The 23,375-nt window shown below is 68.7% G+C and carries 22 protein-coding genes; 7 read left to right on the top strand and 15 right to left on the bottom strand.

The genetic code is table 11. The features are described 5' to 3' along the window. The first annotated feature begins 275 nt into the window (after positions 1-275). A complete protein-coding gene (locus CAL15_RS19635) occupies positions 276-935 on the top strand; it encodes a GntR family transcriptional regulator (protein WP_086080034.1) in 660 nt (219 codons plus the stop codon). Positions 936-1,010: 75 nt separating this feature from the next. Here CAL15_RS19635 and CAL15_RS19630 read toward each other — a convergent pair whose 3' ends face one another. Both CAL15_RS19630 and CAL15_RS19625 read right to left on the bottom strand, forming a co-directional pair. Next, entirely contained in the window at positions 1,011-2,261 is a 1,251-nt protein-coding gene (locus tag CAL15_RS19630; RefSeq protein WP_232468040.1) for an MFS transporter, read from the bottom strand. 226 nt (positions 2,262-2,487) lie between these two features. Further along, on the bottom strand, positions 2,488-3,975 hold the full coding sequence (locus CAL15_RS19625) for a hypothetical protein (RefSeq protein WP_086080033.1): 1,488 nt from the start codon (positions 3,973-3,975) through the stop codon (positions 2,488-2,490). A gap of 243 nt (positions 3,976-4,218) precedes the next feature. Here CAL15_RS19625 and CAL15_RS19620 point away from each other — a divergent pair, with 243 nt between their 5' ends. Then, a complete protein-coding gene (locus tag CAL15_RS19620) occupies positions 4,219-5,244 on the top strand; it encodes an adenosine deaminase (RefSeq protein ID WP_086080032.1) in 1,026 nt (341 codons plus the stop codon). 28 nt (positions 5,245-5,272) lie between these two features. Here CAL15_RS19620 and CAL15_RS19615 read toward each other — a convergent pair whose 3' ends face one another. After that, a complete protein-coding gene (locus tag CAL15_RS19615) occupies positions 5,273-5,716 on the bottom strand; it encodes a DoxX family protein (RefSeq protein WP_086081193.1) in 444 nt (147 codons plus the stop codon). Between the two features lie 271 nt (positions 5,717-5,987). Continuing rightward, positions 5,988-7,076, bottom strand: a complete 1,089-nt coding sequence (locus CAL15_RS19610) for a porin (protein WP_086080031.1) — start codon at positions 7,074-7,076, stop codon at positions 5,988-5,990. A 481-nt stretch (positions 7,077-7,557) separates the two neighbouring features. Between CAL15_RS19610 and CAL15_RS19605 the strand changes: the two genes are divergently transcribed. Then, positions 7,558-8,034: a PaaI family thioesterase gene (locus tag CAL15_RS19605; RefSeq protein WP_086080030.1), complete on the top strand. Its 477-nt coding sequence runs from the start codon at positions 7,558-7,560 to the stop codon at positions 8,032-8,034. A gap of 13 nt (positions 8,035-8,047) precedes the next feature. Here the strand turns inward: CAL15_RS19605 and CAL15_RS19600 are convergent, their stop codons facing one another. From CAL15_RS19600 to CAL15_RS19585, 4 genes are all read right to left on the bottom strand, one after another. Then, complete coding sequence (locus tag CAL15_RS19600; RefSeq protein WP_086080029.1) at positions 8,048-8,668, bottom strand: TetR/AcrR family transcriptional regulator; 621 nt, start codon at positions 8,666-8,668, stop codon at positions 8,048-8,050. Between the two features lie 6 nt (positions 8,669-8,674). After that, entirely contained in the window at positions 8,675-9,376 is a 702-nt protein-coding gene (locus CAL15_RS19595) for a DUF6776 family protein (RefSeq protein WP_086080028.1), read from the bottom strand. A gap of 138 nt (positions 9,377-9,514) precedes the next feature. Beyond that, positions 9,515-10,228, bottom strand: coding sequence for an N-acetylmuramate alpha-1-phosphate uridylyltransferase MurU (gene murU, locus CAL15_RS19590; protein ID WP_086080027.1), 714 nt, complete (start codon positions 10,226-10,228; stop codon positions 9,515-9,517). Continuing rightward, positions 10,228-11,268: an aminoglycoside phosphotransferase family protein gene (locus CAL15_RS19585; protein WP_198299088.1), complete on the bottom strand. Its 1,041-nt coding sequence runs from the start codon at positions 11,266-11,268 to the stop codon at positions 10,228-10,230. Before CAL15_RS19585 ends, murU begins: the two co-directional genes overlap by 1 nt. A 152-nt stretch (positions 11,269-11,420) precedes the next feature. Between CAL15_RS19585 and CAL15_RS19580 the strand changes: the two genes are divergently transcribed. From CAL15_RS19580 to rsmA, 3 genes are all read left to right on the top strand, one after another. Beyond that, positions 11,421-13,811, top strand: a complete 2,391-nt coding sequence (locus tag CAL15_RS19580) for an LPS-assembly protein LptD (RefSeq protein ID WP_086080025.1) — start codon at positions 11,421-11,423, stop codon at positions 13,809-13,811. Next, complete coding sequence (locus tag CAL15_RS19575) at positions 13,811-15,388, top strand: peptidylprolyl isomerase (protein ID WP_086080024.1); 1,578 nt, start codon at positions 13,811-13,813, stop codon at positions 15,386-15,388. The genes CAL15_RS19580 and CAL15_RS19575 overlap by 1 nt, the downstream gene beginning before the upstream one ends. 68 nt (positions 15,389-15,456) lie before the next feature. Then, complete coding sequence (rsmA, locus tag CAL15_RS19570) at positions 15,457-16,242, top strand: 16S rRNA (adenine(1518)-N(6)/adenine(1519)-N(6))-dimethyltransferase RsmA (RefSeq protein ID WP_086080023.1); 786 nt, start codon at positions 15,457-15,459, stop codon at positions 16,240-16,242. Positions 16,243-16,318: 76 nt separating this feature from the next. Here the strand turns inward: rsmA and CAL15_RS19565 are convergent, their stop codons facing one another. Next, positions 16,319-17,461 (bottom strand): glycerate kinase, encoded by a 1,143-nt coding sequence (locus CAL15_RS19565; protein ID WP_086080022.1) that lies wholly within the window; start codon positions 17,459-17,461, stop codon positions 16,319-16,321. Between the two features lie 125 nt (positions 17,462-17,586). Here CAL15_RS19565 and pyk point away from each other — a divergent pair, with 125 nt between their 5' ends. Then, positions 17,587-19,029 carry a pyruvate kinase gene (pyk, locus tag CAL15_RS19560; RefSeq protein ID WP_086080021.1) on the top strand — a complete coding sequence of 481 codons (1,443 nt, stop codon included), beginning with the start codon at positions 17,587-17,589 and terminating at the stop codon, positions 19,027-19,029. Between the two features lie 17 nt (positions 19,030-19,046). Here the strand turns inward: pyk and CAL15_RS19555 are convergent, their stop codons facing one another. The 6 genes from CAL15_RS19555 to CAL15_RS19530 form a co-directional block, all read right to left on the bottom strand. Further along, entirely contained in the window at positions 19,047-20,276 is a 1,230-nt protein-coding gene (locus tag CAL15_RS19555; RefSeq protein ID WP_086080020.1) for a nucleoside recognition domain-containing protein, read from the bottom strand. A gap of 6 nt (positions 20,277-20,282) precedes the next feature. Continuing rightward, positions 20,283-20,816, bottom strand: a complete 534-nt coding sequence (gene def / locus CAL15_RS19550) for a peptide deformylase (RefSeq protein ID WP_086080019.1) — start codon at positions 20,814-20,816, stop codon at positions 20,283-20,285. Positions 20,817-20,823: 7 nt separating this feature from the next. Continuing rightward, positions 20,824-21,219: a lactoylglutathione lyase gene (gene gloA / locus CAL15_RS19545; RefSeq protein WP_086080018.1), complete on the bottom strand. Its 396-nt coding sequence runs from the start codon at positions 21,217-21,219 to the stop codon at positions 20,824-20,826. A gap of 64 nt (positions 21,220-21,283) precedes the next feature. Continuing rightward, on the bottom strand, positions 21,284-21,532 hold the full coding sequence (locus CAL15_RS19540) for a hypothetical protein (protein WP_086080017.1): 249 nt from the start codon (positions 21,530-21,532) through the stop codon (positions 21,284-21,286). A 126-nt stretch (positions 21,533-21,658) separates the two neighbouring features. Then, a complete protein-coding gene (locus tag CAL15_RS19535) occupies positions 21,659-22,621 on the bottom strand; it encodes a M48 family metallopeptidase (protein WP_086080016.1) in 963 nt (320 codons plus the stop codon). After that, positions 22,608-23,336 carry a lysophospholipid acyltransferase family protein gene (locus CAL15_RS19530; protein WP_086081192.1) on the bottom strand — a complete coding sequence of 243 codons (729 nt, stop codon included), beginning with the start codon at positions 23,334-23,336 and terminating at the stop codon, positions 22,608-22,610. Before CAL15_RS19530 ends, CAL15_RS19535 begins: the two co-directional genes overlap by 14 nt. Positions 23,337-23,375: the final 39 nt, after the last annotated feature.

Raw genomic sequence — 23,375 nt, 5'->3', positions numbered from 1 at the left:
TCCTCACTGGTGAAAACCCTGCGATAAGGGTCAATACCTATACCGTTGAATAACAAAATGAATTGTTTGTTCAACAAATGCTTACGGTCGGCTCGGGCTCCGGCGTGCTGGGGGACGGAGTCCGGCGCCTGACCTTGCGTTTGGTCTGACGGCGGTGTGCTACAAATCCGCCGTGAAATGGGGCGGCCAGGACGGCGCGCCGGCGTCTCCCGCCCGGAGACGCCATCAATGCGGGTCGATCGGCGAGGGCGACCGCCAAATCTTCTGGAGACAGCATGTCCGAGTCCGTTGCCAGCACGCTGACACTGATCGAGAAAGTCACCGAGCAGATCCGCGCGCAGCTGATCAGCGGCGAATTGCGCCCCAACCAGCGCCTGCTGGAATCCGCGCTCAGCGAAAAGCTGGGCATCTCCCGCAACACGCTGCGCGAGTCGTTCCGATTGCTGACCAAGGAAGGACTGCTGCGGCACGAGTCGAATCGCGGCGTGTTCGTCGCGACGCCGAGCATCGCGTCCATCATCGATATCTACCGGGTGCGCCGCGTGGTGGAGTGCCGCGCGCTGAGCCAGGCATATCCCCGCCATCCCGCGGGCAAGCGTATGCGGCAGGCGATCGAGAAGGCCTACGCCGCCCAGCAGCGCTCGGATTGGCGCACGGTGGGCACGGCCAATATGGAATTCCATGCGGCGGTGGTTGCGCTGGCCGACAGCGAACGGCTCAGCACGTTCTATGACCACATCGCCGCCGAGCTGCGGCTGGCGTTCGGGCTGGTGGACGATCCCGAGTACCTGCACGCGCCCTTCCTGGACCTGAACAACAAGCTGATCGAACTGTTCGAGGCCGGCCATGCCGAGGCCGCCGCGCAGGAGCTCGAGCACTACCTGACGCGTTCGGAGCGGATGGTGCTGGCGCTGTACGCCAAGTTCGCGGACTGAGCCAGCGACCGCGCCGCCGGGCAGGCGGAGCCGTCGGTCGACGCCGGGATCAGCGCGGCGGTCGCCGCGTGCGGCCTACGCGCCGGCGGGGGCACGCGGCCCGCGCGGCCCTTGCGGCAGATACGCGGCATATATCTGCACGATGCCGGCCGTCAGCCCGATGGCCGCGGCCAGCTGCCACGCCAGCGTGTAGTCGTGCAGCCACTGGTAGACCAGTCCGCCGCCCATCGCCCCCACGAAGCTGCCGATCTGGTGGCTGCAGAACGCCACGCCGGCCAGCATGGCCTGCCAGCGCAGGCCGAAGGTGTCCGCGATCCAGCCCGATACCAATGGCACCACGCCCAGCCACAGAAAGCCCATGACGGCGGCGAAGACCAGCGTCGACGTGGGCGTGGGCAGCGTGTGGAAATACCAGACCAGCGTGAGAGAACGCAGCACGTAGATGCCGCCCAGCAGGGCCTGCTTGTTCCAGCGTCCGCCGGCCCAGCCGAAGAACAGGCTGCCCAGCGCGTTGAAGCCGCCGATCACGGCCAGGGCCTGGGCCGACAGCATGGGGTCCATGCCGCACAGGTCCAGGTAGGTCGGCAGGTGGGTGGACAGGAATATCAACTGCATGCCGCAGACGAAATACGCGGTGGCCATCACGACGAACGGCACGTTGCGTCCGGCCTGGCGCAATACGTCGCGCGCCGTGGCTTCCTTGCCGTCCGGCATGGCGGGCGACGGCGGACGCGGCAGCGCGTCCACCCGCCCGGCGATCCACGCGGCCGGCAACATCACCAGCGCCAGCAGGATGAAGGTCAGCCCGCCCATGCGCCAGGTCGACTCCTGCATCACGTACTGGCCCAGCGGTGCGGCCAGCATCGCGCCCAGGGATCCGCATGACGACACCACGCCCAGCACCAGGCTGCGCAGCGCCGGCGGCACCGGCCGGACCGAGGCGGCCATGGCCACCGCGCTGCCCGTGGCCGCCATGGCGATCCCGACCGCGAAGCCTGCCCCCAGGATCACCCCCAGCAGGCCCTGCGCCGTAGTGAACAGCACCATGCCGCACAGGTACAGCGCGGATCCGGCCAGCATCATCGGCCGGAAGCCGATGCGCGTGACCAGCGCGCCCGCGAACGGCTGCACCAGGCCCCAGGTCAGGTTCTGGATCGAGATGGCGATGGTGAAGTCGCTGACCGAGATGCCCAGGTCGCGCGTCAGCGGAGGGATGAAGATGCCGAGGCTCTGGCGCAGGCCCATGGACAAACTGAGCATCGCGGCGGCGCCGATGAGGATGGGCAGGGCGGGCCGCAGCGCGGCCAGTGTCGAGGTGAAGGGCATCGGGAATCCGCGGCGGGGCGTGGCGGGCGACGCAGGTGCGGCGACCCGTGCGAGAAACAGTCGCGTAGTGTCGGCATGGTCGGCTTGCCTTGTCAATCCGGATGCCGTGAACGTGATGGGAATGGCGGTCGACGATCACTCGCCATCTTCCGGGCGCGCCGGCATGGGGGAGGAAGCGCCGTGCGCCGTCATGCCGGCGGCGTGGGTGGATTCTCCGGGCGTGGCCTCACACCGTCGACGACGGTTCCGGCTCGTTGCCGCGCTTGGCGGAGTCGGCCAGTCGGCTCAGGAGATCCCATTCGTACGACTCGCGCGTGGGGATCGTCGTTTCCATCACCAATTGTCCGCGCACGTACTTCCGGACGCGCTCCGACAGATCGACCGATTGCGACAATGAAGCCTTCACCAGCCTGCCGTCGTCGAACTCCAGGCGGGTGGTGCTGCGCGAGCGGTCTTCGATCTCGTGGTAGGAATAGTTCTGGCCGAGCGGATCGGCCGTCAGTGCCAGAGGCTGCTCGGACGAGAGGGATAGTCGGTAGCTGGCGGTGAGCTGCGCATGCTGTGTCTGCACGATGCTCGTGCCGCGCGGGGTGAGTCCGTCGGTGGCGGTCTGCTGCGAGGCCTGGAAGGCGAACGCGTCGGTTTCGCCGGGCTGCAGGGCGTTGGTGTGCTGCGCAATGGCCGAGACCGAGGCCTCGAAGTCGGCCAGGCCGCTGAGCATGCCACGGCTGGTGTCGTCCAGGCCGCCCGTGCGCGCCACCATGCCGGTCTGGCGGGCGGCGGAGCCGTAGTCGCCGTGCAGGCTGGCAAAGGCGCTCTTGAACATGTCGACCAGCGCCGAGCTGCCCCGGCCGCGGGCGCCGGCATCGTCGATCTGCCGCAGATAGCCGTCCAGCGCGCGCTGCTGCTGCGCCGCGCTGCCGAGCAGCGAGGCCTTCGACATGTCGACGCGGACGTCCACCCTGCCTTCGGGGCCGTTGGCGCTGATGGCGCGCGTCTGGCCGTCGGCATGGAATTCGAGCGTCTGGGTCTGGTTGCTCGCGGTCTTCACGCTGGCGCGCAGGTCTATCGAGGCGATCTCCTGCGAGTCGTACTGCGTCAGCGCCGTCAGGTCCAGCTTGGGCGACCGTGCCGTCAGCCCGTCGATGGCCGCCTGGAAGCCCTTGGTCAGTCCCGCCAGCGCGGCCTCTTCATCGGCATCGAGCGTGCCGCCCGTGACCTGCGTCTGGACGGCCATGCCGTCTTCGTTGCTGCCCATGACGACCTGGACCGTGGCGCCTCCGGCGGTCTTGATGTCGAGGGAGATGTAGCTGCCGTACTGGGGCAGGTTGTCGGCGTCCACGCCGGCCAGCGAGATGCCCTGCGACCCTGCCCGATGCACGGACTGCGAGAAGTCGCCCGTGGCCGTGGCCGCGCGTTCGAGCAGCGCCGCGCCCAGCCCGCTGAAGCGCCCGGCGGTGCCGAGCATGTCGAAGTTGGATCCCATGACCGCGGTGACCGGGTCGTTCGCGCTGCGCGACCAGATGGCGGGCGGGGCGGCGAGCTTGCCATCTTCCGTGTAGACCGACACGCCGTTCTCCGCGCGGCCCAGGGCGACGCGGGTGGAGGGTTGCGGGACGGCGGCGTGCGCGACGGCGCCGCGGGCCGCCGGAGCGGCGGTGGCCGCGACGGACGGGACCGGTGCGTTGCGGCCCAGCGAGGAAATGGTGGTCATGTCGGCCCGAGCTGGTGGACGTCGACGCGGCGGAAAGCGGCGGCGATCTTTCCATATACGGCATCCCGGCGGCGCACTTTAGGCGCGATCGGCCCGGCCCAGGGGCGGCCGCGCCTGCGCGTCGGTCGCCGGGACTCCGTGGCGGCTGCGCTATGCTGGCGGACAGGCCCGGCCGCCTTGCATGGCGGCCGGCCGTTCCGTCTTGAGGCCCGACGTGGGCCAGGCTGCTTCAGGAGACGCATCATGCCCGACATCGCGGCGCTGGCCTGTGCCTTGCCCAAGGCCGAATTGCATCTGCACATCGAGGGCACGCTGGAACCCGAACTGGCTTTCGAACTGGCGCGTCGCCACGGCGTCACGCTGCCCTGGCGCGATGTCGATGCCCTACGGGCGGCCTACGATTTCTCCGATCTGCAGTCGTTCCTCGACCTGTACTATGCCGGCGCCGACGTGCTGCGCACCCGCGACGACTTCCGCGACCTGACCTGGGCCTATCTGCAGCGCGCCCGTGCCGACAACGTGCGCCATGCCGAGATCTTCTTCGATCCGCAGACCCACACCGCGCGCGGCGTGCCGATGGTGGAGATCATTGAAGGCATCCACGGCGCGCTGCTGCGCGGCGAGCGCGAACTGGGCATCAGCTTCCGCCTCATTCTTTCGTTCCTGCGGCACTTGCCCGAAAGCGATGCGCTCGCCACGCTGGAACAGGCGCGTCCGTTTCTAGACCGCATCCATGGCGTGGGGCTGGACTCCAGCGAGCGCGGGCATCCGCCTTCGAAGTTCCGCCAGGTCTTCGCGCAATGCCGCGAGCTCGGGCTGCCGGTGGTGGCACATGCGGGCGAGGAAGGTCCGCCCTCATACATCGAAGAGGCGCTGGACCTGCTGCAGGCGCGGCGCATCGATCACGGCGTGCGCGCCGTAGAAAGCGAGGTCCTGCTCGATCGCCTGGCGCGCGAGCAGATTCCGCTGACGGTATGTCCGCTGTCCAACGTGCGCCTGAAGGTCTATGCGGGACTCGAGCAGCACCCGCTGCGCGATCTGCTGGCTCGCGGCCTGAAGGTCACGATCAATTCCGACGATCCCGCGTACTTCGGCGGCTACGTCAATGCCAATTTCGTGGCGTGCGTGCGGGCGCTGGACCTGGGCGCGGACGAGGTGACGAGGCTGGCCCGCAACAGCGTGGAGGCCAGCTGGCTGGACGCCGGCAGGCGCGGCGCCCTGTTGGACGAGATCGACGCCGTGGCGCAAGACTGGCGGACCGCGGCGTAGCGGCGGCGGCCGTTGCGGGGTCGCGTCGTCAGGCGTCCGGCAGCTTGGCGCCCAAGGGCGCCAGGCGCTCTGCCGCGGGCCGGCGGCACGTGGCGGCCGCAAGCAGCAGGCCGCCGATCAGGGCCACGTGTTCGATGGCGAAGAACATTTCCATCATGGCCTGCTCGCCGGTCAGACGCCAGAAATGGTGGGCGATGGGGATGGTCAGGACGGTGAACACGATGAGCATGCCCGCGCCGAGCCATGCGGCGCGGCCGCTGATGACCAGGGCCGACCCCACCAACTGAGTCACGATGGTGGCGATGGCATAGGCGGCCGGCGGCTGCAGGCCGAAGTGCTGCATCTCGGCCACGGCTCCTGTGAAGTCCACGGTCTTGACGATGCCGCTGAGCCAGAAGGGAAAGGTGATCAGGATGCGCGCCAGCGGCGCTACCCAGGATTGCGCCAGCAGCGCGTTGATGGATGTGCTCATGTCTTCGGCCCCGCGGTCCATGAAGGTGGCGCGATAGTAGCCGAGAACGGTGAAGGCGGGGACGGCGGCGCACGTACTTTTCGGCACGCCCAAATGGAGTGGGCCTCCCTTGCGGGAGGCCCGACCCTTCTTTGCACACGGCGCGCCGGCACAGGCTATTCGGGGGGATCGCTGCTTGTCACTCGCGGCCCACGGAGATAGGCCGCATGTGTCCGGATCGCCCGGTCCGGCGCGCCTGGGGGGTTCTGCTCAACCCCCCGTGCTTGGAACCTTAGAAGCGGTGACGCACGCCCACGGCGAAGGCCGTGCTGCGCAGCTCTTCCTGGAAGGCGTAGTTGTCGGCGTACGACGCGTAGGCGTACAGGTTGGTACGCTTGCTCAGGTCGTACGTCGCGCCCAGGGCGAAGATGTTGGTGGTTTCATCGTCGCCGGTCAGACGCTCGTTCTTGGGATCGACGCGCTGCCACGAGGCCATCAGCTTCGAAGCGCCCAGCGGCACGGTGGCGCCGACCATCATCGAGTCGGCGCGGAAGCCGTCAGCCACGTCCAGCGTCGAGAAGCCGTCGTCGTTGCCGGTGGTGCCCGGGTTCACCGAGGTGAACCAGCCGTTGCGGGTCTGGCCCCAGGCGGCGGCGAGCTTGACCACTTCGAAGTCGTACGAAGCGCCAATGATGTAGGCACGAACCTTCGGCACGTCTTCGCCGCTGGCAGTCGATTCCTTGAACTGGTCGTACGTACCGAACACGTTCAGCGGACCGTTGTTGTAGCGGATGCCGGTCGTGATGGCGCGGGTGTTGTCGTTCGTGGCGAAGTTGCCGCTGCCGCTGGCGTTGAACGAGTAGCCGGCGGCCACTTCGAAGCCCGCGAAGCTGGGGGTGCGGTACATGACCATGTTGTCGTAGCGGGTCGACTGACCGGCGCTGAAGGCGGCGCCGGCGCTCGACAGACCGTAGTCGGTGCCGAACGGCGAGACGGCTTCCAGGTACTTCGAAGCAACGTTCTTCTGGCGACCGAATTCCAGCGTGCCCCAGGCGTTGCTGGACAGGCCGACGGTGGCTTGGCGGCCGAACAGGCGGCCGCTCTGGCCCGATTGGCCGGTCTGGTTGTTGAAGCCGGATTCCAGCGTGAAGATAGCCTTCAGGCCGTCGCCCAGGTCTTCGGTACCGCGCATGCCCCAGCGCGAACCGCTGCTGACGCCGTTGCGGGCGCCGATGTTGCTGCGATCGAAGCCGTCGCTGCCCTTGACCTTCTCGTAGCCGATGCCGGCGTCGATCAAGCCGTACAGGGTGACCGAGGTTTCAGCTTGAGCTGCACCAGCGAAACCCATTGCCAGGGCGGCAACAAGTAGCGATTTTTTCATGATGGACTCCTGAGTTGTTTTGGCTCTGGTCGCTTGCGCCACGCACCGGCGAGGCATGCCAATCGAGCTGGAACGGAGTCTAGGGTTTACACGGGGGTACCGAGAAGGTTGGTTATTTGAAAAGAGTTTTCCAATTTGCTACCCAATCGCGGCGCAGGGATATTCCTGAACTTCGCGGGCAAGCGGGCGTCTTTCGCGCGCGTGCGCGTCTAAGTTTCACGCGTGAGCGCGCGCCAGCGTGCACGCGCGTATGCATGCGCGTTCGCGCGCTCGCGCGTAAGGCCTCATCATGACGCAATCGTTGCAGTTCCTGGTTGTTGCGTAGGGGCTGCAACACAGGATGCGGGTGTGGTGCGAATGCCGCATTCGCAAGCCTTGCCGGCAAGTACCCGCCGGGCCGCATCTGGCAAAATAAATGACATTAAACATATAAATGGATGCCATGGCGCCCTGCGCGCCGCGACACGCAAAGGAGACGTGGATGAGCATGGTGGAAGAAATCGGCAGCGGGCTGGATGGCCTGGCCCAGCTGCGGGCCCTGATGGGTTCCGGCCGCAAGCCCGGCATCATGGTGTCGCTGGATCTCGACTTCATCGAAGTCGAGGCGGGCCGCGCCGTATTCGCCGGCGTGCCCGGCGACCATGCCTACAATCCCATCGGCATGGTGCACGGCGGCTACGCCGCCACACTGCTGGATTCGGCCTGCGGTTGCGCGGTCCATTCGCGCCTGCAGGCGGGGCAGGGATACACCACGCTGGAACTGAAGGTGGCCTATCACCGCGCCGTCACGCGCGACAGCGGCCTGTTGCGCGCCGAGGGACGCGTGCAGACCCTGGGCCGTCGCGTGGCTTTTGCAGAGGCCGCGCTCACGGATGCGCAAGGCCGGCTCTATGCGACGGCGACGTCGACGTTGCTGGTGTTCGAGCAGGCGGGCGGGCCGTCGGCCACATCGGGCTGAACGCGTTGTCCGGCTAAGGCTTGCGGCGGGCGCCGCCTCGGGGGGGGGCCGAACGAGGCTCGTCCGCTGGCGCCAGAGCGTCGCGCGCCGCTGCCAGGATCTGGTTCGAGATGGGGTCGCCGCGAGTGGCGCGCGCCAGCGTCAACGCGCCGACCATGGTTGCCAATTGCGCCATGGCGGAACGCGTGCGCGTTGTAGGGTCGTCGCCTTCCTGCATGCTGGCCAGTGCCGCCAGGAACTGCTTCAGGCCCGCGACGTAGGCATCCTGCAAAGGGCGCTCGCCGTCATGCCGCGCCACGTCGGCGGCCAGTGCGGCCGCGGGGCAGCCCTTGCCCGGATGGTCGCGGTGGGCGCCGCTGAGGTAGGTCTCGATCATGGCGCGCGGCGTGGTCCGCCCGGCGGCCACGCCGTTCCAGCGTTCCACGGTTTCGGCGAAGGCTTTCTCGCACGCCACGGCCGCCAGCGCGTCCTTGGATTCGAAGTGCCCGTAGAAGCCGCCGTGGGTGAGGCCGGCGGCCGCCATCAGGTCGGCCACGGTGACGCCGTCTATGCCGCGCTCGCGGAACAGCCGGGACGAAGCGGCCTCGATGGCGAGGCGGTTGCGGTCGGCCTGTTCCCGCGAGACCCGAGGCATGGTGGTTCAGCCGCGCACGTAATAGATGCGCATGGCCTGCTGGCGCGATTGCGGGTCGATTACGCGGACCGTGACCGTGCGGGCGGTGAAGCCCTCGGGCAGCGCCATGGAGCCCTGAGCGTGGGTGTAGCGGTCGAGCTTGATCGCGACGGGCTCGGACGTGACGTTGTCGCGGCGGCCGTTCTTGTAGTTGCCCGAGACCTCGAAGGTGACGGCGCCCTGGAACGTCTGGCCGCCTTCCTTCTCGCGCATGATGAGCGTCTGGTAGCCCAGCTGGCCGGCCTGCTGGCGGAACTCGCCCCAGCGCACGCCGATGTCGCCGCCGCGCGGATCCGGCGGTACGGCGTCCTGGAAGATGGCGATCTCCTGCGTCAGCGCCTCGATGCGCGAACGGGCCTGCGCCAGTTCGGTGGTCTGCTGCTGGTTCGCCGTTTGCGAGGCGTCGCGTTGCGCGCGCGTTTCATCCAATTGCGACTGGAGGCGCTGGCGTTCGAGATTCGCGGCGCTGAGCTCGGAATGCAGTTGCTCGGATTGCTCCGCGGTAAGCCGTTGCGGACCGTAGTTGGTCTGCAGGAACAGCACACCGCCCGCACCCAGCACGATGCCTACCAGCAGCAGCACCAGCCAGCGCGGCATGCGCCGGGTGCGCTTGCCCGGTTGGTAAACGGAGGGCTTGAAGACAGCCCGCTGCGATCGTCCGAATGCCATGCAAGAAATTCCTATGCCTGTATGTGCGGCCGGGGCGGCCACTTTCTCTTGACCGGGCCAGGCGCGCGCCTGCCGGGTGAAAACGTCAGAGGATACCGCGTTGCGCAGCGCGCGGGCGCAGCGGACAAACCTCGTTGCTTACGCAGAAACCGTGAAATGCTTCGCGTTGCCGGCGCCCAACGCCGCATCGAGTTCGGCCAGTCGCTGCGGCGTTCCCACGTCGACCCACTGGCCGGGATGATGCGAAGCGAGTACGGCGCGGCGCGCCATCGCCTGGCGCAGCAGCGGCGCCAGCGGCGCGGCTTGGCCGGCGGCCATGCCTTCGAACAGCCGCGGCCGGTACACGCCAATGCCCGCGAAGGTGAGTCGCGACGATCCTTCGTCGGACGCGCGGCCATCGGGCGTCAAGACGAAGTCGCCCGCGGGATGGTGCGCCGGATTGTCGATGAGCAGCAGCCATGCGTCGGCGGCCTCGTCATCCAGGCGCCGCGCTGCGGCGCTCGCCCGGGCCGGATCCCAGTCGCACCAGATGTCGCCGTTGATCACCAGGAAGGGCTCGTCGCCCAGCATCGGCAGGGCCTGCACGATGCCTCCGGCGGTTTCGAGCGCGGCCGGTTCGGCGGAATGGCGGATGCGCAGCCCCCATTGCGCGCCATCGCCCAGTCCCTGCACGATCTGCTCGCCCAGCCAGGCGTGGTTGACGACCACGTCGCGCAGGCCGGCCGCCGCCAGACGTTCGAGGTGCCATACGATCAGCGGCTTGCCGCCGGCGGTCAGCATGGGCTTGGGCGTATGGTCGGTGAGCGGGCGCATGCGTTCGCCGCGTCCCGCCGCCAGGATCATGGCCCGCATCAGAAGGTGTACCCCACCGTGGGCTGGCGCTGCTCGAGCCGGTCGAGCAGGCGCACCAGCGGCGCGAACACGCCATAGCGCTGCGCCACCTGGCGCACGTACGCGTTGACCCGAGGCATGTGCGCCAGATAGGCCGACTTGCCGTCGCGGTGATGCAGCCGGGCGAACACGCCCAGGATGCGCAGATTGCGCTGCAGGCTCATCCATTCGTATGAGCGGTGGAACTCGGCGAAGTCCGCGTCCACCGGCAGGCCGGCGGCGCGCGCCATTTCCCAGTAGCGAATGGCCCAGTCCAGTTGCTGCGGTTCTTCCCACGTGGTGCGCGCGTCGGTGACCAGCGACGCGAGATCGTAGGTGAGCGGCCCGGCCAGCGCGTCCTGGAAATCCAGAATGCCGGGGTTCGGGCCGTGGCGCGGGTCTTCGCAGACCATCAGGTTCGGCGAATGGAAGTCGCGGTGGACGAAGACCGCCTGCTGGCCGGCGGCGCTGCCGGACAGCAGCTGGAACACCTGGCGCAGCGCCGCGTTCTCCTTGTCGTCCAGCGTCGCGCCGAAATGGCGTGCCACATACCACTCGGGGAACAGTTCCAGTTCGGCGGCCAGCCGCGCGCCGTCATAGGCGGGCAGCCCGGAGACGTCGGCCTGCTGCATGCGCACCAGCGCGCCGAGCGCCTCGCGGTAAAGCGTCTGCAGGCGGGCGTCGTCCATGCCCGCCTGGATGCGCTGGTAGTAGGTGTCGTTGCCCAGGTCGGACAGCAGCAGCAGCCCTTGCTCGGGCGCCTGGGCAAGCACGGCGGGCACATTCAGCCCCGCGTCGCGCAGCAGTGCGCCGGCATGCAGGAACGGCCGCACGTCCTCGTGCGGGGGCGGGGCGTCCATGACGATGGCGGTGCCGTCGCCGGCGTCCAGGCGGAAATAGCGGCGGAAGCTGGCATCGCTGGACGCGGGACGCAAAGAGTCGGGTTGCAGCGCCAGGGATGCGGGCAGGCTGCGCAGCCAGGCCTGGAGCTGCTCCAGGCGGGAATCGGAAGGGGTGCTCAAGGGGCCGTCTCGGGTGGATTGGCGGTAAAGCCGGCGAGGACCGGGGGCGTGCAAGCCCCAGGGTTGGGCTGTCGCGCGGCTTCTCTATAATACCGGGTCCCTCCAGCCCATGCGGCTGGTCGCTTTCCCTCAACGATAAGGTCGACTCGTTCGTGCGCATGGTCCGGTGCATCATCCTTTCCGCAATCTGCGTCGCCGGGGCCGTGCAGGCGCAGAACCGCCCGGATTCGACCCCGCCGGCGGCCGCGCAGCAAGTCCAGGTACACGGGCTGCGCACCACCTCCGAACTGCGCACGTCGCCGCGGCTGCAGGTGCACCGCCTTACAGACGACCAGATCCCGGCCTACCTCGAGGCCGACGACATGCAGGGCAGTCCCGATTCGCGCCTCGTGCTGAAAGGCAATGCGCAGGTGCGCCGCATCGACGGCATCATCAAGGGCGACAGCATCACCTACGATCGCGTCACCGGCGACGTCGACATCCAGGGCAATGCGCGCATGCTGCGCGAGGGCACGCTGATCACCGGCCCCTCGGCGCGCATGAACGTCGACACCTACAGCGGCGAAATCCGCGAGCCGCACTTCTGGGTCGGCGCCACCGGCGCCTCCGCCACGGCCTCGCACGCCGACATCTTCAGCCAGTCGCAGATGCGCCTGAAGCAGGTGACCTACAGCGGCTGCCCCTGCGAGTCGCCCGCCTGGTACATCAAGGCCGACACCGTCGACCTGGACTTCGACGAGAACGAGGGCGTGGCCCGCAGCGGGGTGCTGTATTTCAAGGACGTGCCCATCCTCGCGTCGCCGTATCTCAGCTTTCCCATCAAGGCCGAGCGCAAGTCGGGCTTCCTGATTCCCACGTACGGCACGTCCAGCAACAGCGGCCTGGACATCTCCATTCCGTACTACTTCAACCTGGCTCCCAACTACGACATGACGCTGACGCCGCGCTACCTGGGCAAGCGCGGCCTGCAGCTGGGCGCCGAAGGACGATACCTGGGGGCCACGTATTCCGGCATCATGCAGGGTACCTATCTGCCGGACGACAACGAGACGGGTGAAGACCGCTGGATGTACCGCTGGGCCCACTACCAGACGCTGGGCAATGGGTTCTACACCAGCTGGGACCTGGCCGACGTGTCCGACGACGACTACTTCCGCGACATGTCGGCGCTGGGCCTGAACGAAGCGTCCACCACCTATCTGCCGCGCCAGGCGATGGTGGGCTGGGGCAGCACGTACTGGCAAGCGTATGCCCAGGTCTACAAGTACCGCACGCTGCAGGATCCCGACGCGCCCATCGTCCCGCCGTTCGACAAACAGCCCGAATTGTTCCTGAAGGGCGCGCGCTACGACTGGGGCGGCTTCGACGCCGAATGGGAATCCACCGCCGTGCGCTTCCGCCGGCCCTTGTTCATGGGCGAGCGGGTGGGCCCCGAAGGCGACCGCCTGCAGACGTATCCCACGGTCTCATATCCCATCGTGCGGCCCGGCTGGTTCGTCATTCCCAAGGTCGGCGTCAACTACACGCAGTACAACACCGACTGGCACAACGGCGACTGGAACGGCCTGGGCAGTACCGCGCCGTACCGGGGCAGCCAGTCGCGCACCGTGCCCATCGGGTCCATCGATGCCGGCATGGTGTTCGAGCGCGACAGCTCGCTGTTCGGCAAGGCCGCGGTCCAGACCCTCGAGCCGCGCGTGTATTACCTGCGCGTGCCGTACCGCAACCAGTCCACGCTGCCGGTGTACGACACCACCTTGTCGGACTTCAGCTTCGCCCAGGCCTTCCAGGAAAACCTGTACGTGGGCGGCTGGGACCGCATCGCCAACGCCAACCAGATCACCGCCGGCCTCACCACGCGGTGGCTCGACGCGGACACCGGCGTCGAGCGCCTGTCCCTGTCCGCGGCGCAGCGCCTGTATTTCGAAGACCAGAAGGTCACGCTGCCCTACGAGACGCCGCGCGAGAACGTCCGGTCCGACTTCCTGTTCGGCGCCAGCGCCGCGCTCACCGATACGCTCAGCACCGACGTGGCCCTGCAGTACAACCCGTACGACGACCGCTGGTCGCGCACCTACTTCGGCGCGCGCTGGTCGCCGCAGCGGCTTACCACCATTTCGCTGGCCTATCGCTATCAGCGTGATCCGCTGCCCGGCGTGGCGTACCAGCCGCGCGGCCAGAACCAGATCAGCCTGGGCGTGCAGTGGCCATTCAGCAATCGCTGGTATGGCGTAGGCCGCGTGGATTATTCGTTGCGATCCGAAGAATCGACCGACGCCTCGATCGACGAAAGGCCCCGCGTGACCCAGGCGATCGCCGGCCTGGAGTACAAAGGCAATTGCTGCTGGACCGGGCGCGTGGTGTTCCAGCGCTACGCGGTCTCGGCGGCGGATACGAATACCGCGGTGTTCTTCCAGCTCGAGCTTACCGGCCTCGGCGCCCTGGGCACCGACCCGATAGGGTTGCTCAACCGCAGTATCCCGGGCTACCAGCCGGTTACGCCGCGCCCCGTGCCCGGCACGTCATTTGAAAGGTATGAGTAATGCGTAGATTTCAGAACCAGCGCCGCCTGTCCGGCAACGTGCTGGCGCTGACCCTGTGCGCGGGCCTGGCCTGCGCGCCGGCCTTCGCCCAGCAGGGCAGCCAGCGTCCCGCTACCCCTGCAGCGCCGGCGCCGGCAGCGTCCAAGCCGGGCTCGCAGCAGCCCGCCCCGGCGCCGGCGGCCGCACCGCAGGGCGAGCAGTTCGTCGACGGCATCGCCGCCGTCGTCAACAAGGACGTCATCACCTTGCGCGAAGTGCGCGACGAGTCGCGCCAGGCCGTCACCGACCTGCAGCGGCGCGGCATCCAGGTGCCCGACGCCGAGACGCTGCAACGCCAGGTGCTGCAAAGGCTCATCATGGACCGCCTCGAGCGCCAGGAAGCCGATCGTCTCGGCATCCGCGTGGACAATGCCCAGGTCGACCAGGCCGTCACCATGGTGGCCACCCGCAACAAGCTCACCGTCGACCAGTTGCGCGCCGAGGTCCAGAAATCCGGCGTGAGCTGGGAGGAGTACCGTCGCACGCTGCGTGACGAGATCCGCATGGACCGCCTGCGCCAGCGCACCGTCGACTCCAGCATCGTCATCACCGACGCTGACGTGGACGCATTCCTGAAAGACCAGGCGCGCAGCCAGGGCGGGCAGTTCACGGGCGCGGCCGCCGCGCCGTCCCAGCCGCAGGCCGCGGCGTCGGGCGGTCCGGTTTCGCTGACGCTGGCGCAGATCCTGGTGCGCGTGCCCGAGGGATCGAGTCCCGAGGCCATCGCCGCATTGCGCAAGAAGGCCGAAGACCTGCTGGCCCGCGCGCGCAAGGGCGAGGACTTCGGCAGCCTGGCGGCCGCCAGTTCCGACGGCCCGGAGGCCCTGCAAGGCGGCCAGATGGGAACCCGCCCGCTCGACGGCTGGCCTGACCTCTTCATCCGTGCCGCGGGCTCGCTGCAAGGCGGGCAGGTGGCCGACCTGGTGCAGAGCGGCAACGGTTTCCACATCCTGAAGGTGGTGCAGCGTAGCGGCGGCAGCGCGCCGCAGGCGCCGGGCCAGCAGCCCGTGGCGCAGCCGGGCGCGCCGTTCGGCGCCGACACGCAGGGCCGACAGGGTCCGGTGCGCGTCACGCAAACCCATGCGCGCCACATCCTCATCAAGACCTCGGCGGTGATGAGCGACCAGCAGGCCCGCGACCGGCTGGAGCAGGTGCGCCAGCGCATCGTGGCGGGCGGCACGTCGTTCGAGGCCATGGCTCGCCAGTATTCGCAGGACGGCACCGCGCCGCAGGGCGGCGACCTGGGTTGGGTGAACCCGGGCGACATGGTGCCGACGTTCGAGGCCGCCATGAACGCGCTGGACGCCAAGCAGATCAGCCAGCCGGTGCAGTCGCCGTTCGGCTGGCACCTGATTCAGGTGCTCGAGCGCCGTGAGCAGGACGTCACCGACGAAATGCACCGGCTGCAGGCGCGCCAGATCCTCTTCGAACGCCGTGCCGGTCCGGCCTTCGAGGATTGGCTCGAGACGCTGCGCGGCCAGGCCTACATCGACAATCGCCTCGAGAAGCGCGACACGATGGAGCAGCGCTATCGCTAGGCCGCCTGCGGCGTCGCGCCCGGCGTCGCGGCGCGGGCGCGGCGCGCACCGACAGGCAAGGTAGACCCATGTCCCAACATCAGGCGCGCAAGCGCTTCGGCCAGCATTTTCTTACCGACGAGAGCGTCGTGGACGGCATCGTGCGGGCCATCGGTCCGGCGGCCGACGACCGCGTCATCGAGATCGGCCCCGGGCTGTCGGCGCTGACGCGGCCGCTGCTCGAGCGGCTGTCGCACCTGACGGCCGTCGAGATCGACCGTGACCTGGCCGCCCGGTTGCGCAAGCAGTATCCGCCCGAACGCCTGACGGTCGTCGAAGCCGACGCCCTGACGGTCGACTTCGCCGCCTTTGGCACCGCGCTGCGCGTGGTGGGAAACCTTCCCTACAACATCTCCAGTCCGCTGCTGTTCCACCTGATGACGGCGGCCGACCGGGTGCGAGACCAGCATTTCATGCTGCAGCGTGAAGTCATCGACCGCATGGTGGCCGAGCCGGGCAGCCCGGACTATGGCCGGCTGTCGGTAATGCTGCAGTCGCGCTACCGCATGCACAAGCTGTTCGACGTGCCGCCCGAGGCCTTCGATCCGCCGCCGCGCGTGGTTTCCGCCGTGGTGCGCATGCTGCCGCTGCCCGATGACCGTCCGCGGCCGCGCAGCGAGGCCGCATTCGAACAGGTGGTGGCGCGCGCGTTCTCGCAGCGGCGCAAGATGCTGCGGCGCGTGCTGGCCGATTGGGCCGCGCACGTGCCCTGGGAAGAACTGGACATCGCACCCACGGCGCGCGCCGAGGAAGTGGGCGTCCAGAAATTCATCCGGCTGGCCGACGCGCTGGTCGAGGCGGGGCGGGTTTCCTGAGTGTGCCGGTTCGGCGGGCGGGGCAAGGGTCCGCCTGCCCGCCGCGCGGGGCGCCTGCGGCAATGGCAATCGCCGGTTACAGCCTGCGCCTGGCCGCTGCCATCCACAGCCGCATCGCATCGCGCGCGCGGTCGGCCAGTAGCGCTTCGGCCTGCTGGCAGGCCTGCTGCAGCGTCATGGGTCCGCTGGCCAGGCTGAACGCGGACGTGATGCCTGCGCCATACAAAGCGTCGTAGCCTTCGCCCAGCGATCCGGCCAGGGCGATCACCGGCACGCCCGCCCGGCTGGCGATCCGGGCAACGCCCGCGGGCGTCTTGCCGCGCAGCGTCTGCGCGTCCATGCGGCCTTCGCCGGTGAAGGCCAGCGCCGCGCCTTCCATGGCCTGTTCCAGGCCACCCAGTTCGGCCACGATTTCCACGCCCGGCCGGAAGGCGGCGTCCAGGAAGGCCAGGGCGGCATAGCCCAGGCCGCCCGCCGCGCCGGCTCCGGGCGTGTCGCGCAGGTCGCGCGACAGGTGCGCGGCGCAGACGTCGGCCAGTCGCGCCAGACTGCGGTCCAGTTCCAGAACCTGCTCCGGCGTGGCGCCCTTTTGCGGGCCGAACACGTGCGAGGCGCCCTGCGGGCCGCACAGCGGGTTGTCGACGTCGCAGGCGACTTCCACCTGCACGTCGCGCAGCCGCGGATCCAGGCCGCTGGTGTCCAGGCTTGCGAGCCGGGCCAGCGCCGCGCCGCCGGGCGGCAGTTCCGCGCCCTGCTCGTCGAGCAGCCGCAGGCCCAGCGCCGCCAGCATGCCGGCCCCGCCGTCGTTGGTGGCCGAGCCCCCCAGGCCCAGGATGATGCGGCGGGCGCCGGCATCCAGCGCGGCGCGCACCAATTCGCCCACGCCATGGCTGCTGGCGCGCATGGGATCGCGTTCGGCGGGCGGCATCAGTTCGAGCCCTGCCGCGGTGGCCATCTCGATGACGGCGGCGCCATCCGGCAGCCACCCCCAGCCCGCCTGGCGCGGCTCGCCCAGCGCACCGCGCACCGCGGTCTCGCGCCACTGGCCCCCCGTGGCGGCCAGCACCGCCTGCACCGTGCCCTCGCCGCCGTCGGCCATGGGTATGCACACGGTTTGCGCGCCGGGGAACGCCTGGTGCACACCGCGGGCTATGGCCTGCGCCGCGGCGGGGGCGGACAAACTTTCCTTGAACGAATCGGGGGCGATGACGATCTTCACGAGCGCGTCTCCTGGCGCGGGCGCCCGCAGGCGCACGGTTCTGTCATGTGCTGGCATGATACCTGCCGCAAAGTCGGGGCGTACCATACGCTATGCACTCGACCGTCCGTCCATCAGGAGACAGCATGACCGTATTGCGCCGCACCAAGATCGTCGCCACCCTGGGACCCTCCACCTCCACGCCCGAGCGGCTGGACGCGCTGATCCGCGCCGGCATGGACGTGGCCCGCCTGAACTTCTCGCACGGCAGCGCGGACGATCATCGCCAGCGCGCCCGCCTGGTGCGCGAACTGGCCGCGAAGCAGGGACGCTTCGTGGCGCTGATGGGCGACCTGCAAGGCCCCAAGATCCGCATCGCGCGCTTCACCGAGAAGCAGGTCACGCTGCAGGCGGGCCAGCCGTTCACGCTGTCCAACGCCCATCCCAAGGAAGAGGGCGACGCCACGATCGTCGGCATCGACTATCCCGAGCTGGTGCGCGACTGCAAGCCCGGCGACGAACTGCTGCTGGACGACGGCCGTGTGGTGCTGCAGGTGGAGCGCATCGAAGGCGAGGCGGTGCACACGGTCGTCACGGTGGGCGGCCCGCTGTCGAACAACAAGGGCATCAACCGGCGTGGCGGCGGCCTGTCGGCCCCCAGCCTGACCGACAAGGACCGCGCGGACATTCAGCTGGCCGCCGAACTCGAGCTGGACTACGTGGCGGTGTCGTTCCCGCGCTATGGCCAGGACATCGAAGAGGCGCGGACGCTGGTGCGCGCGGCCGGCAGCCCGGCGTGGATCGTGGCCAAGATCGAGCGCGCCGAAGCCGTGGCCGACGACGAGGCGCTGGACGCGCTGATCCGCGCCAGCGACGGCGTGATGGTGGCGCGCGGGGACCTGGGCGTGGAGGTGGGCGATGCCGAACTGGTCGGCATACAGAAGCGCATCATCCTGCACGCGCGCAAGCTGAACAAAGTGGTGATCACGGCCACCCAGATGATGGAATCCATGATCTCCAGCCCCATGCCGACCCGGGCCGAGGTGTCGGACGTGGCCAACGCGGTGCTGGACTATACCGACGCGGTGATGCTGTCGGCCGAAAGCGCGTCGGGCCAGTATCCGGTCGAGGCGGTGCAGGCCATGGCGCGCGTCTGTCTGGGCGCCGAGAAGCATCCCACCAGCACCAAGTCGCATCACCGGTTGGGCGAGGTCTTCTCGCGCTGCGACGAGACCATCGCCCTGTCGGCCATGTATGCCGCCAACCACTTCCCCGGCGTGAAGGCGATCATCGCGCTGACCGAAAGCGGCCATACGCCTCTGATCATGTCGCGCATCCGCTCGGGCGTGCCCATCTACTGCTACTGCCCGCATCCCGTCACGCAGCACCGCGCGGCGTTGTTCCGTGGCGTATACACGGTGCCGTTCGCGCCGGCCGACTACGATCCGGCCCAACTGAGCGACGCGGCCATCGACGAACTGAAGAAGCGCGGCCGCGTGCAGCCGGGCGACTGGGTGATCCTGACCAAGGGCGACTTCTACCGCGACAGCGGCGGCACCAACGGGATGAAGATCCTGAAGGTCGAGTGATTTAGCGTTAACAGGTCCTAGCCGAAGAACCAGTAGCACACGCCGATCGAGGCCAGCACGCCGGCCAGGTCGGCCAGCAGCGCGCAGCCCACCGCATGCCGGGTGCGTATGATGCCGACCGAGCCGAAGTACACGGCCAGCACGTAGAAGGTGGTTTCGGTGCTGCCCTGCATCACCGCGGCAAGCAGGGCAGGGAAGCTGTCCACGCCGTAGTGGGTCATGGTTTCCAGCATCATGGCGCGGGCCGCGCTGCCGGAGAACGGCTTGACCAGCGCGGTGGGCAGGGCATCCACGAAGCGGGTGTCCCAGCCCGCGGCATGCGCCAGCCAGCGTATGCCGTCCAGCGCGAAATCCAGGGCGCCCGAGGCGCGCAACACGCCCACCGCGCACAGCATCGCGACCAGATAGGGCAACAGGCCGCGAGCGACGTCGAAGCCCTCCTTGGCGCCTTCGATGAATTTCTCGTAGACGGGCACCTTCTTCCAGGCGCCGACCAGCAGGAAGGCCAGCAGCACGCCGAACAGCGTCAGGTTGCCCAGCAACGAGGACAGCGCGGCGATGGCGCTGGCCGTCATGCCCGCCAGCAGCGCCATGAAGCCGCCCAGCACCAGCGCCGCGCCGCCCAGCCAGGCCAGCGCGACGGGGTCGTGCAGCCGCAGGCGCTGGCAAGCGGCCACGGCAAGCAGGCCGACCAGCGTGCTGGCGCTGGTGGCCAGCAGGATGGGCAGGAACACCAGCGTGGGATCGGCCGCGCCCTGCTGCGCGCGGAACATGAACAGCGTGACGGGCAGCAGCGTCAGCGACGACGCGTTCAGCACCAGGAACAGGATCTGGGCGTTGGTGGCGCTTTCAGGGGTGGGGTTCAGGCTTTGCAGCTCGCGCATGGCGCGCAGCCCGATGGGCGTGGCCGCATTGTCCAGGCCCAGGCCGTTGGCGGCGAAGTTCAGCGTGATCAGGCCGATGGCGGGGTGGCCGCGCGGCACCTCGGGCATGAGGCGCGCGAACAGCGGGCCCAGCAGCCTGGCCAGCCGCTCGACCAGGCCGGCCGCCTCGGCGATGCGCAGAAAGCCCAGCCACATGGTGAGCGTGCCGAACAGCAGCACCATGACTTCCACCGAGACGCGCGCCATGTCGAACAACGCGGCCACGATGTGCCTGAAGACGTCGGCATCGCCGCCGCCGATCCAGCGCACCAGGCCGGCGGCCGCGGCGACCACGAAGAACGCCAGCCAGAGTCTGTTCAGCATGAGGGACTAGTCGTCCTGGTTCGGGTCCATGCCGGGAAAGAGGATTTCCGTGAACCCGAACCGGGAGTAGTCCTGGATGCGCGAGGGATACAGGCGGCCGATCAGGTGGTCGCATTCGTGCTGCACGACGCGGGCATGGAAGCCCTCCGCCTCGCGGTCGATGGGCGCGCCCTGCGGGTCCTGGCCTGTGTAGCGGATGCGGCGGTGGCGCGGCACGACGCCGCGCAGGCCGGGCACCGACAGGCAGCCCTCCCACCCATCTTCCATTTCATCCGAAAGCGGGGTGATGACCGGGTTGCACAGCACCGTCAGCGGCACCGCCGGCGCGTCGGGATAGCGCTCGTTCCGGTCGAAGCCGAAGATGACCAACTGCAGGTCCACGCCGATCTGCGGCGCCGCCAGGCCCACGCCGCGGGCGTGCGCCATGGTCTCGAACATGTCGCGGATCAGTTCATCCAGCGCCGCGGTGCCGAACTCGGTGACCGGCGCGGCCACACGCAGCAGCCGCGGGTCGCCCATTTTCAGGATGGGGTGGATCATCGCCGGCTCAGTCCTGGCGGCCGCTTTTCTGGATGAACTCGATCTTGTAGCCGTCCGGGTCTTCGACGAAGGCGATGACGGTGCTGCCGTGCTTCATCGGCCCCGCCTCGCGCGTGACCTTGCCGCCCTTTTCCTTGACCTTGGCACAGGCCTCGTAGGCATCCTCGACTTCGAGCGCGATGTGGCCATAGCCGTTGCCCAGTTCGTACTTGTCGGTGTCCCAGTTGTGGGTCAGCTCGATGACGGCGCCTTCGCTTTCATCCTGGTAGCCCACGAAGGCCAGCGTGAACTTGCCGTCGGGGTAGTCCTTGCGCCGCAGGACGCGCATGCCCAGGACGTTGGTGTAGAAGTCGATGGAATGGTCCAGGTTGCCGACGCGCAGCATGGTATGCAACAGGCGCATGATGTGTTTCCTCGGTACCGATCTACGGCCAAAGCCGTCATCGTAGCAAGAAAGCCGGGGCGCACTACGTCGTCGCGGCCGCCGCGCGCGTCTTCCACAGGCCGCGTACGTTGGTCACGCCGAGAAACAGCTGCAGCACCACCAGCGCGTAGGCCGCGGCATAGATGCCCCAGATGATCCACAGCACGTTGCTGACCACGAAAATCCAGAATCCCGCGTGGCGCCGGATTCTGGTGCGGGATGCGACCAGATAAGCCGCCACGATGGTGACCGCCATGGCCACCCATTGAGTCGCATCGAGTACTGCTTCCATGCTTGTCCGTGCAGGCCTGCCGGCCCCGCGCTATCCATGTCCACTGGACTATATCGGCTCGGCGCGCGGGTGGAGCAACGGTGTGCAACCAGTTTCGTCAGCGCGGGGCGGCCTGCCCGGGCGTTTTCAGAACTGCGGCAGCGAGGCCGGGTCGTGGCGGCGCAGCTGGTTCTTCGCGTCTTCGAAGCCGGGCAGGATGTTGCCGACCTCGGCCCAGAAATCGCGGCTGTGGTTCATCTCGCGCAGGTGCGCGAGTTCGTGCGCGATGACGTAGTCGATGATGGCCGGCGCGAAGTGGATCAGGCGCCAGTTGAGCATGATGTTGCCGTCGCTGGTGCACGAGCCCCAGCGCGTGGCCGCCGACGACAGGCGCCAGCGGCGGATGGTCAGGCCGGTGGCCTGCAGGAAGTGGCCCAGGCGCGCGCCGAACCAGTCCCCCGCGCGCTGCTGCAGCCACGCCTGGGCGGCATCGCGCACGCGCGACTGGTCGGCGTCCGCGGGCAGCGGCAGCCACAGCACCGCGCCATCGTGCGGAGCCGCGGCGTCGCCTTCCAGGCTGGTCTGGCGCCGGTCGGCCGCCAGGCGCAGCACGATGCGCTTGCCCAGGTAGGGCAGCTCGCCGCCGTCCTGCCAGCGCGTGTCGGTCATGGCCAGTTGCTGCCTGCGCGCATGCCAGTCGCGCAGCTTGGCGAGGATCCACCGCGCCTTCTCGCGCACGGCATCGTCGACCTGGCTCAGCGTCACCCAGTTCGGCGCGGTGACGCGCAGGCCGTCGTCGGCGATGACGAACCCGATGGTGCGCCGACGCGAGCGCAGCAGCACGAAGCCGATGACCTGCTGGGGCGTGGCCACTTCGCGCCAGCGCGCGCCTTCGGGCAGCGGCTCGGGGCGCGGCGTGGGCACCTGCGTGGCGGTGACGGGCGGAGCAGAAGGCGGGGGAGGGACCAGGCCCGGCGCGGGACGCGCGGCGGGCGGCGCCTGCGGCGGCGCGGGACGGGCGATCAGCGGTGGCGCGCCGTCGTCCGCTGTAGGCGGCCCGTCGGGGCGCCCGAAGTCGAACGACAGCTCGAGCTGATCAGATCTGGCCATATCTCTCGGGGTTCAGGACGCGCATCTCCCCTTCGATCCAGGCTTGCACCTTGGCATTCAGTTCTTCGGGGGAGAGGCCCTGTGATTCTATCGCGGGACCCACGGACACCGTGATCAGGCCCGGCCGCTTGACGAAGGCGTTGCGGCGCCAGCATTCGCCTGCATTCAGCGCAATGGGGATGACCGGCGCGCCCGTCACGCAGGCCAGCCGCGCGCCGCCCGTCTTGAACCGGCCGATCTGTCCCGGCGGCACGCGCGTGCCTTCGGGGAACAACAGGGGCCAGCGGCCTTCCTCGAGGCGCCCGCGGCCCTGGCGCGCGACCTGGTCGAAAGCGTCGCGGCCCCGCGCGCGGTCGATGGGGATCATGCGCAGCAGGGCCAGGCCCCAGCCGAAAAACGGCACCCGATGCAGCTCTTTCTTGTACACGAAGCACACTTCGCGCGGCATGTGGGCGGGAAAGAACAGCGTTTCCCAGGCCGACTGGTGCTTGGACAACAGGATCGCGGGCCCGTCGGGCAAGTTTTGCGCGCCCTTGATCTGCCAGCGGATGCCGCAGATGACGCGCGCCCCCCAGATCGCCAGGCGCGGCCAGCCGATGGTGAGACGATAGCGCGCGTGCAGCGGCAGCGGCGCCCAGAGGATGCAGGCGAAAGCGTACGGAATGACCGTGACCGTCAGGAACACGGCGTAGAGGAAAGAGCGCAGCCATGCCACGAGGGAGGCGTCCTGGCCGTCCTGCGACGGCGGGCGCGA

The sequence above is a fragment of the Bordetella genomosp. 13 genome (assembly GCF_002119665.1).
Lineage (GTDB): Bacteria > Pseudomonadota > Gammaproteobacteria > Burkholderiales > Burkholderiaceae_B > Bordetella.
This window is presented reverse-complemented; position numbering and strand designations above follow the sequence as displayed.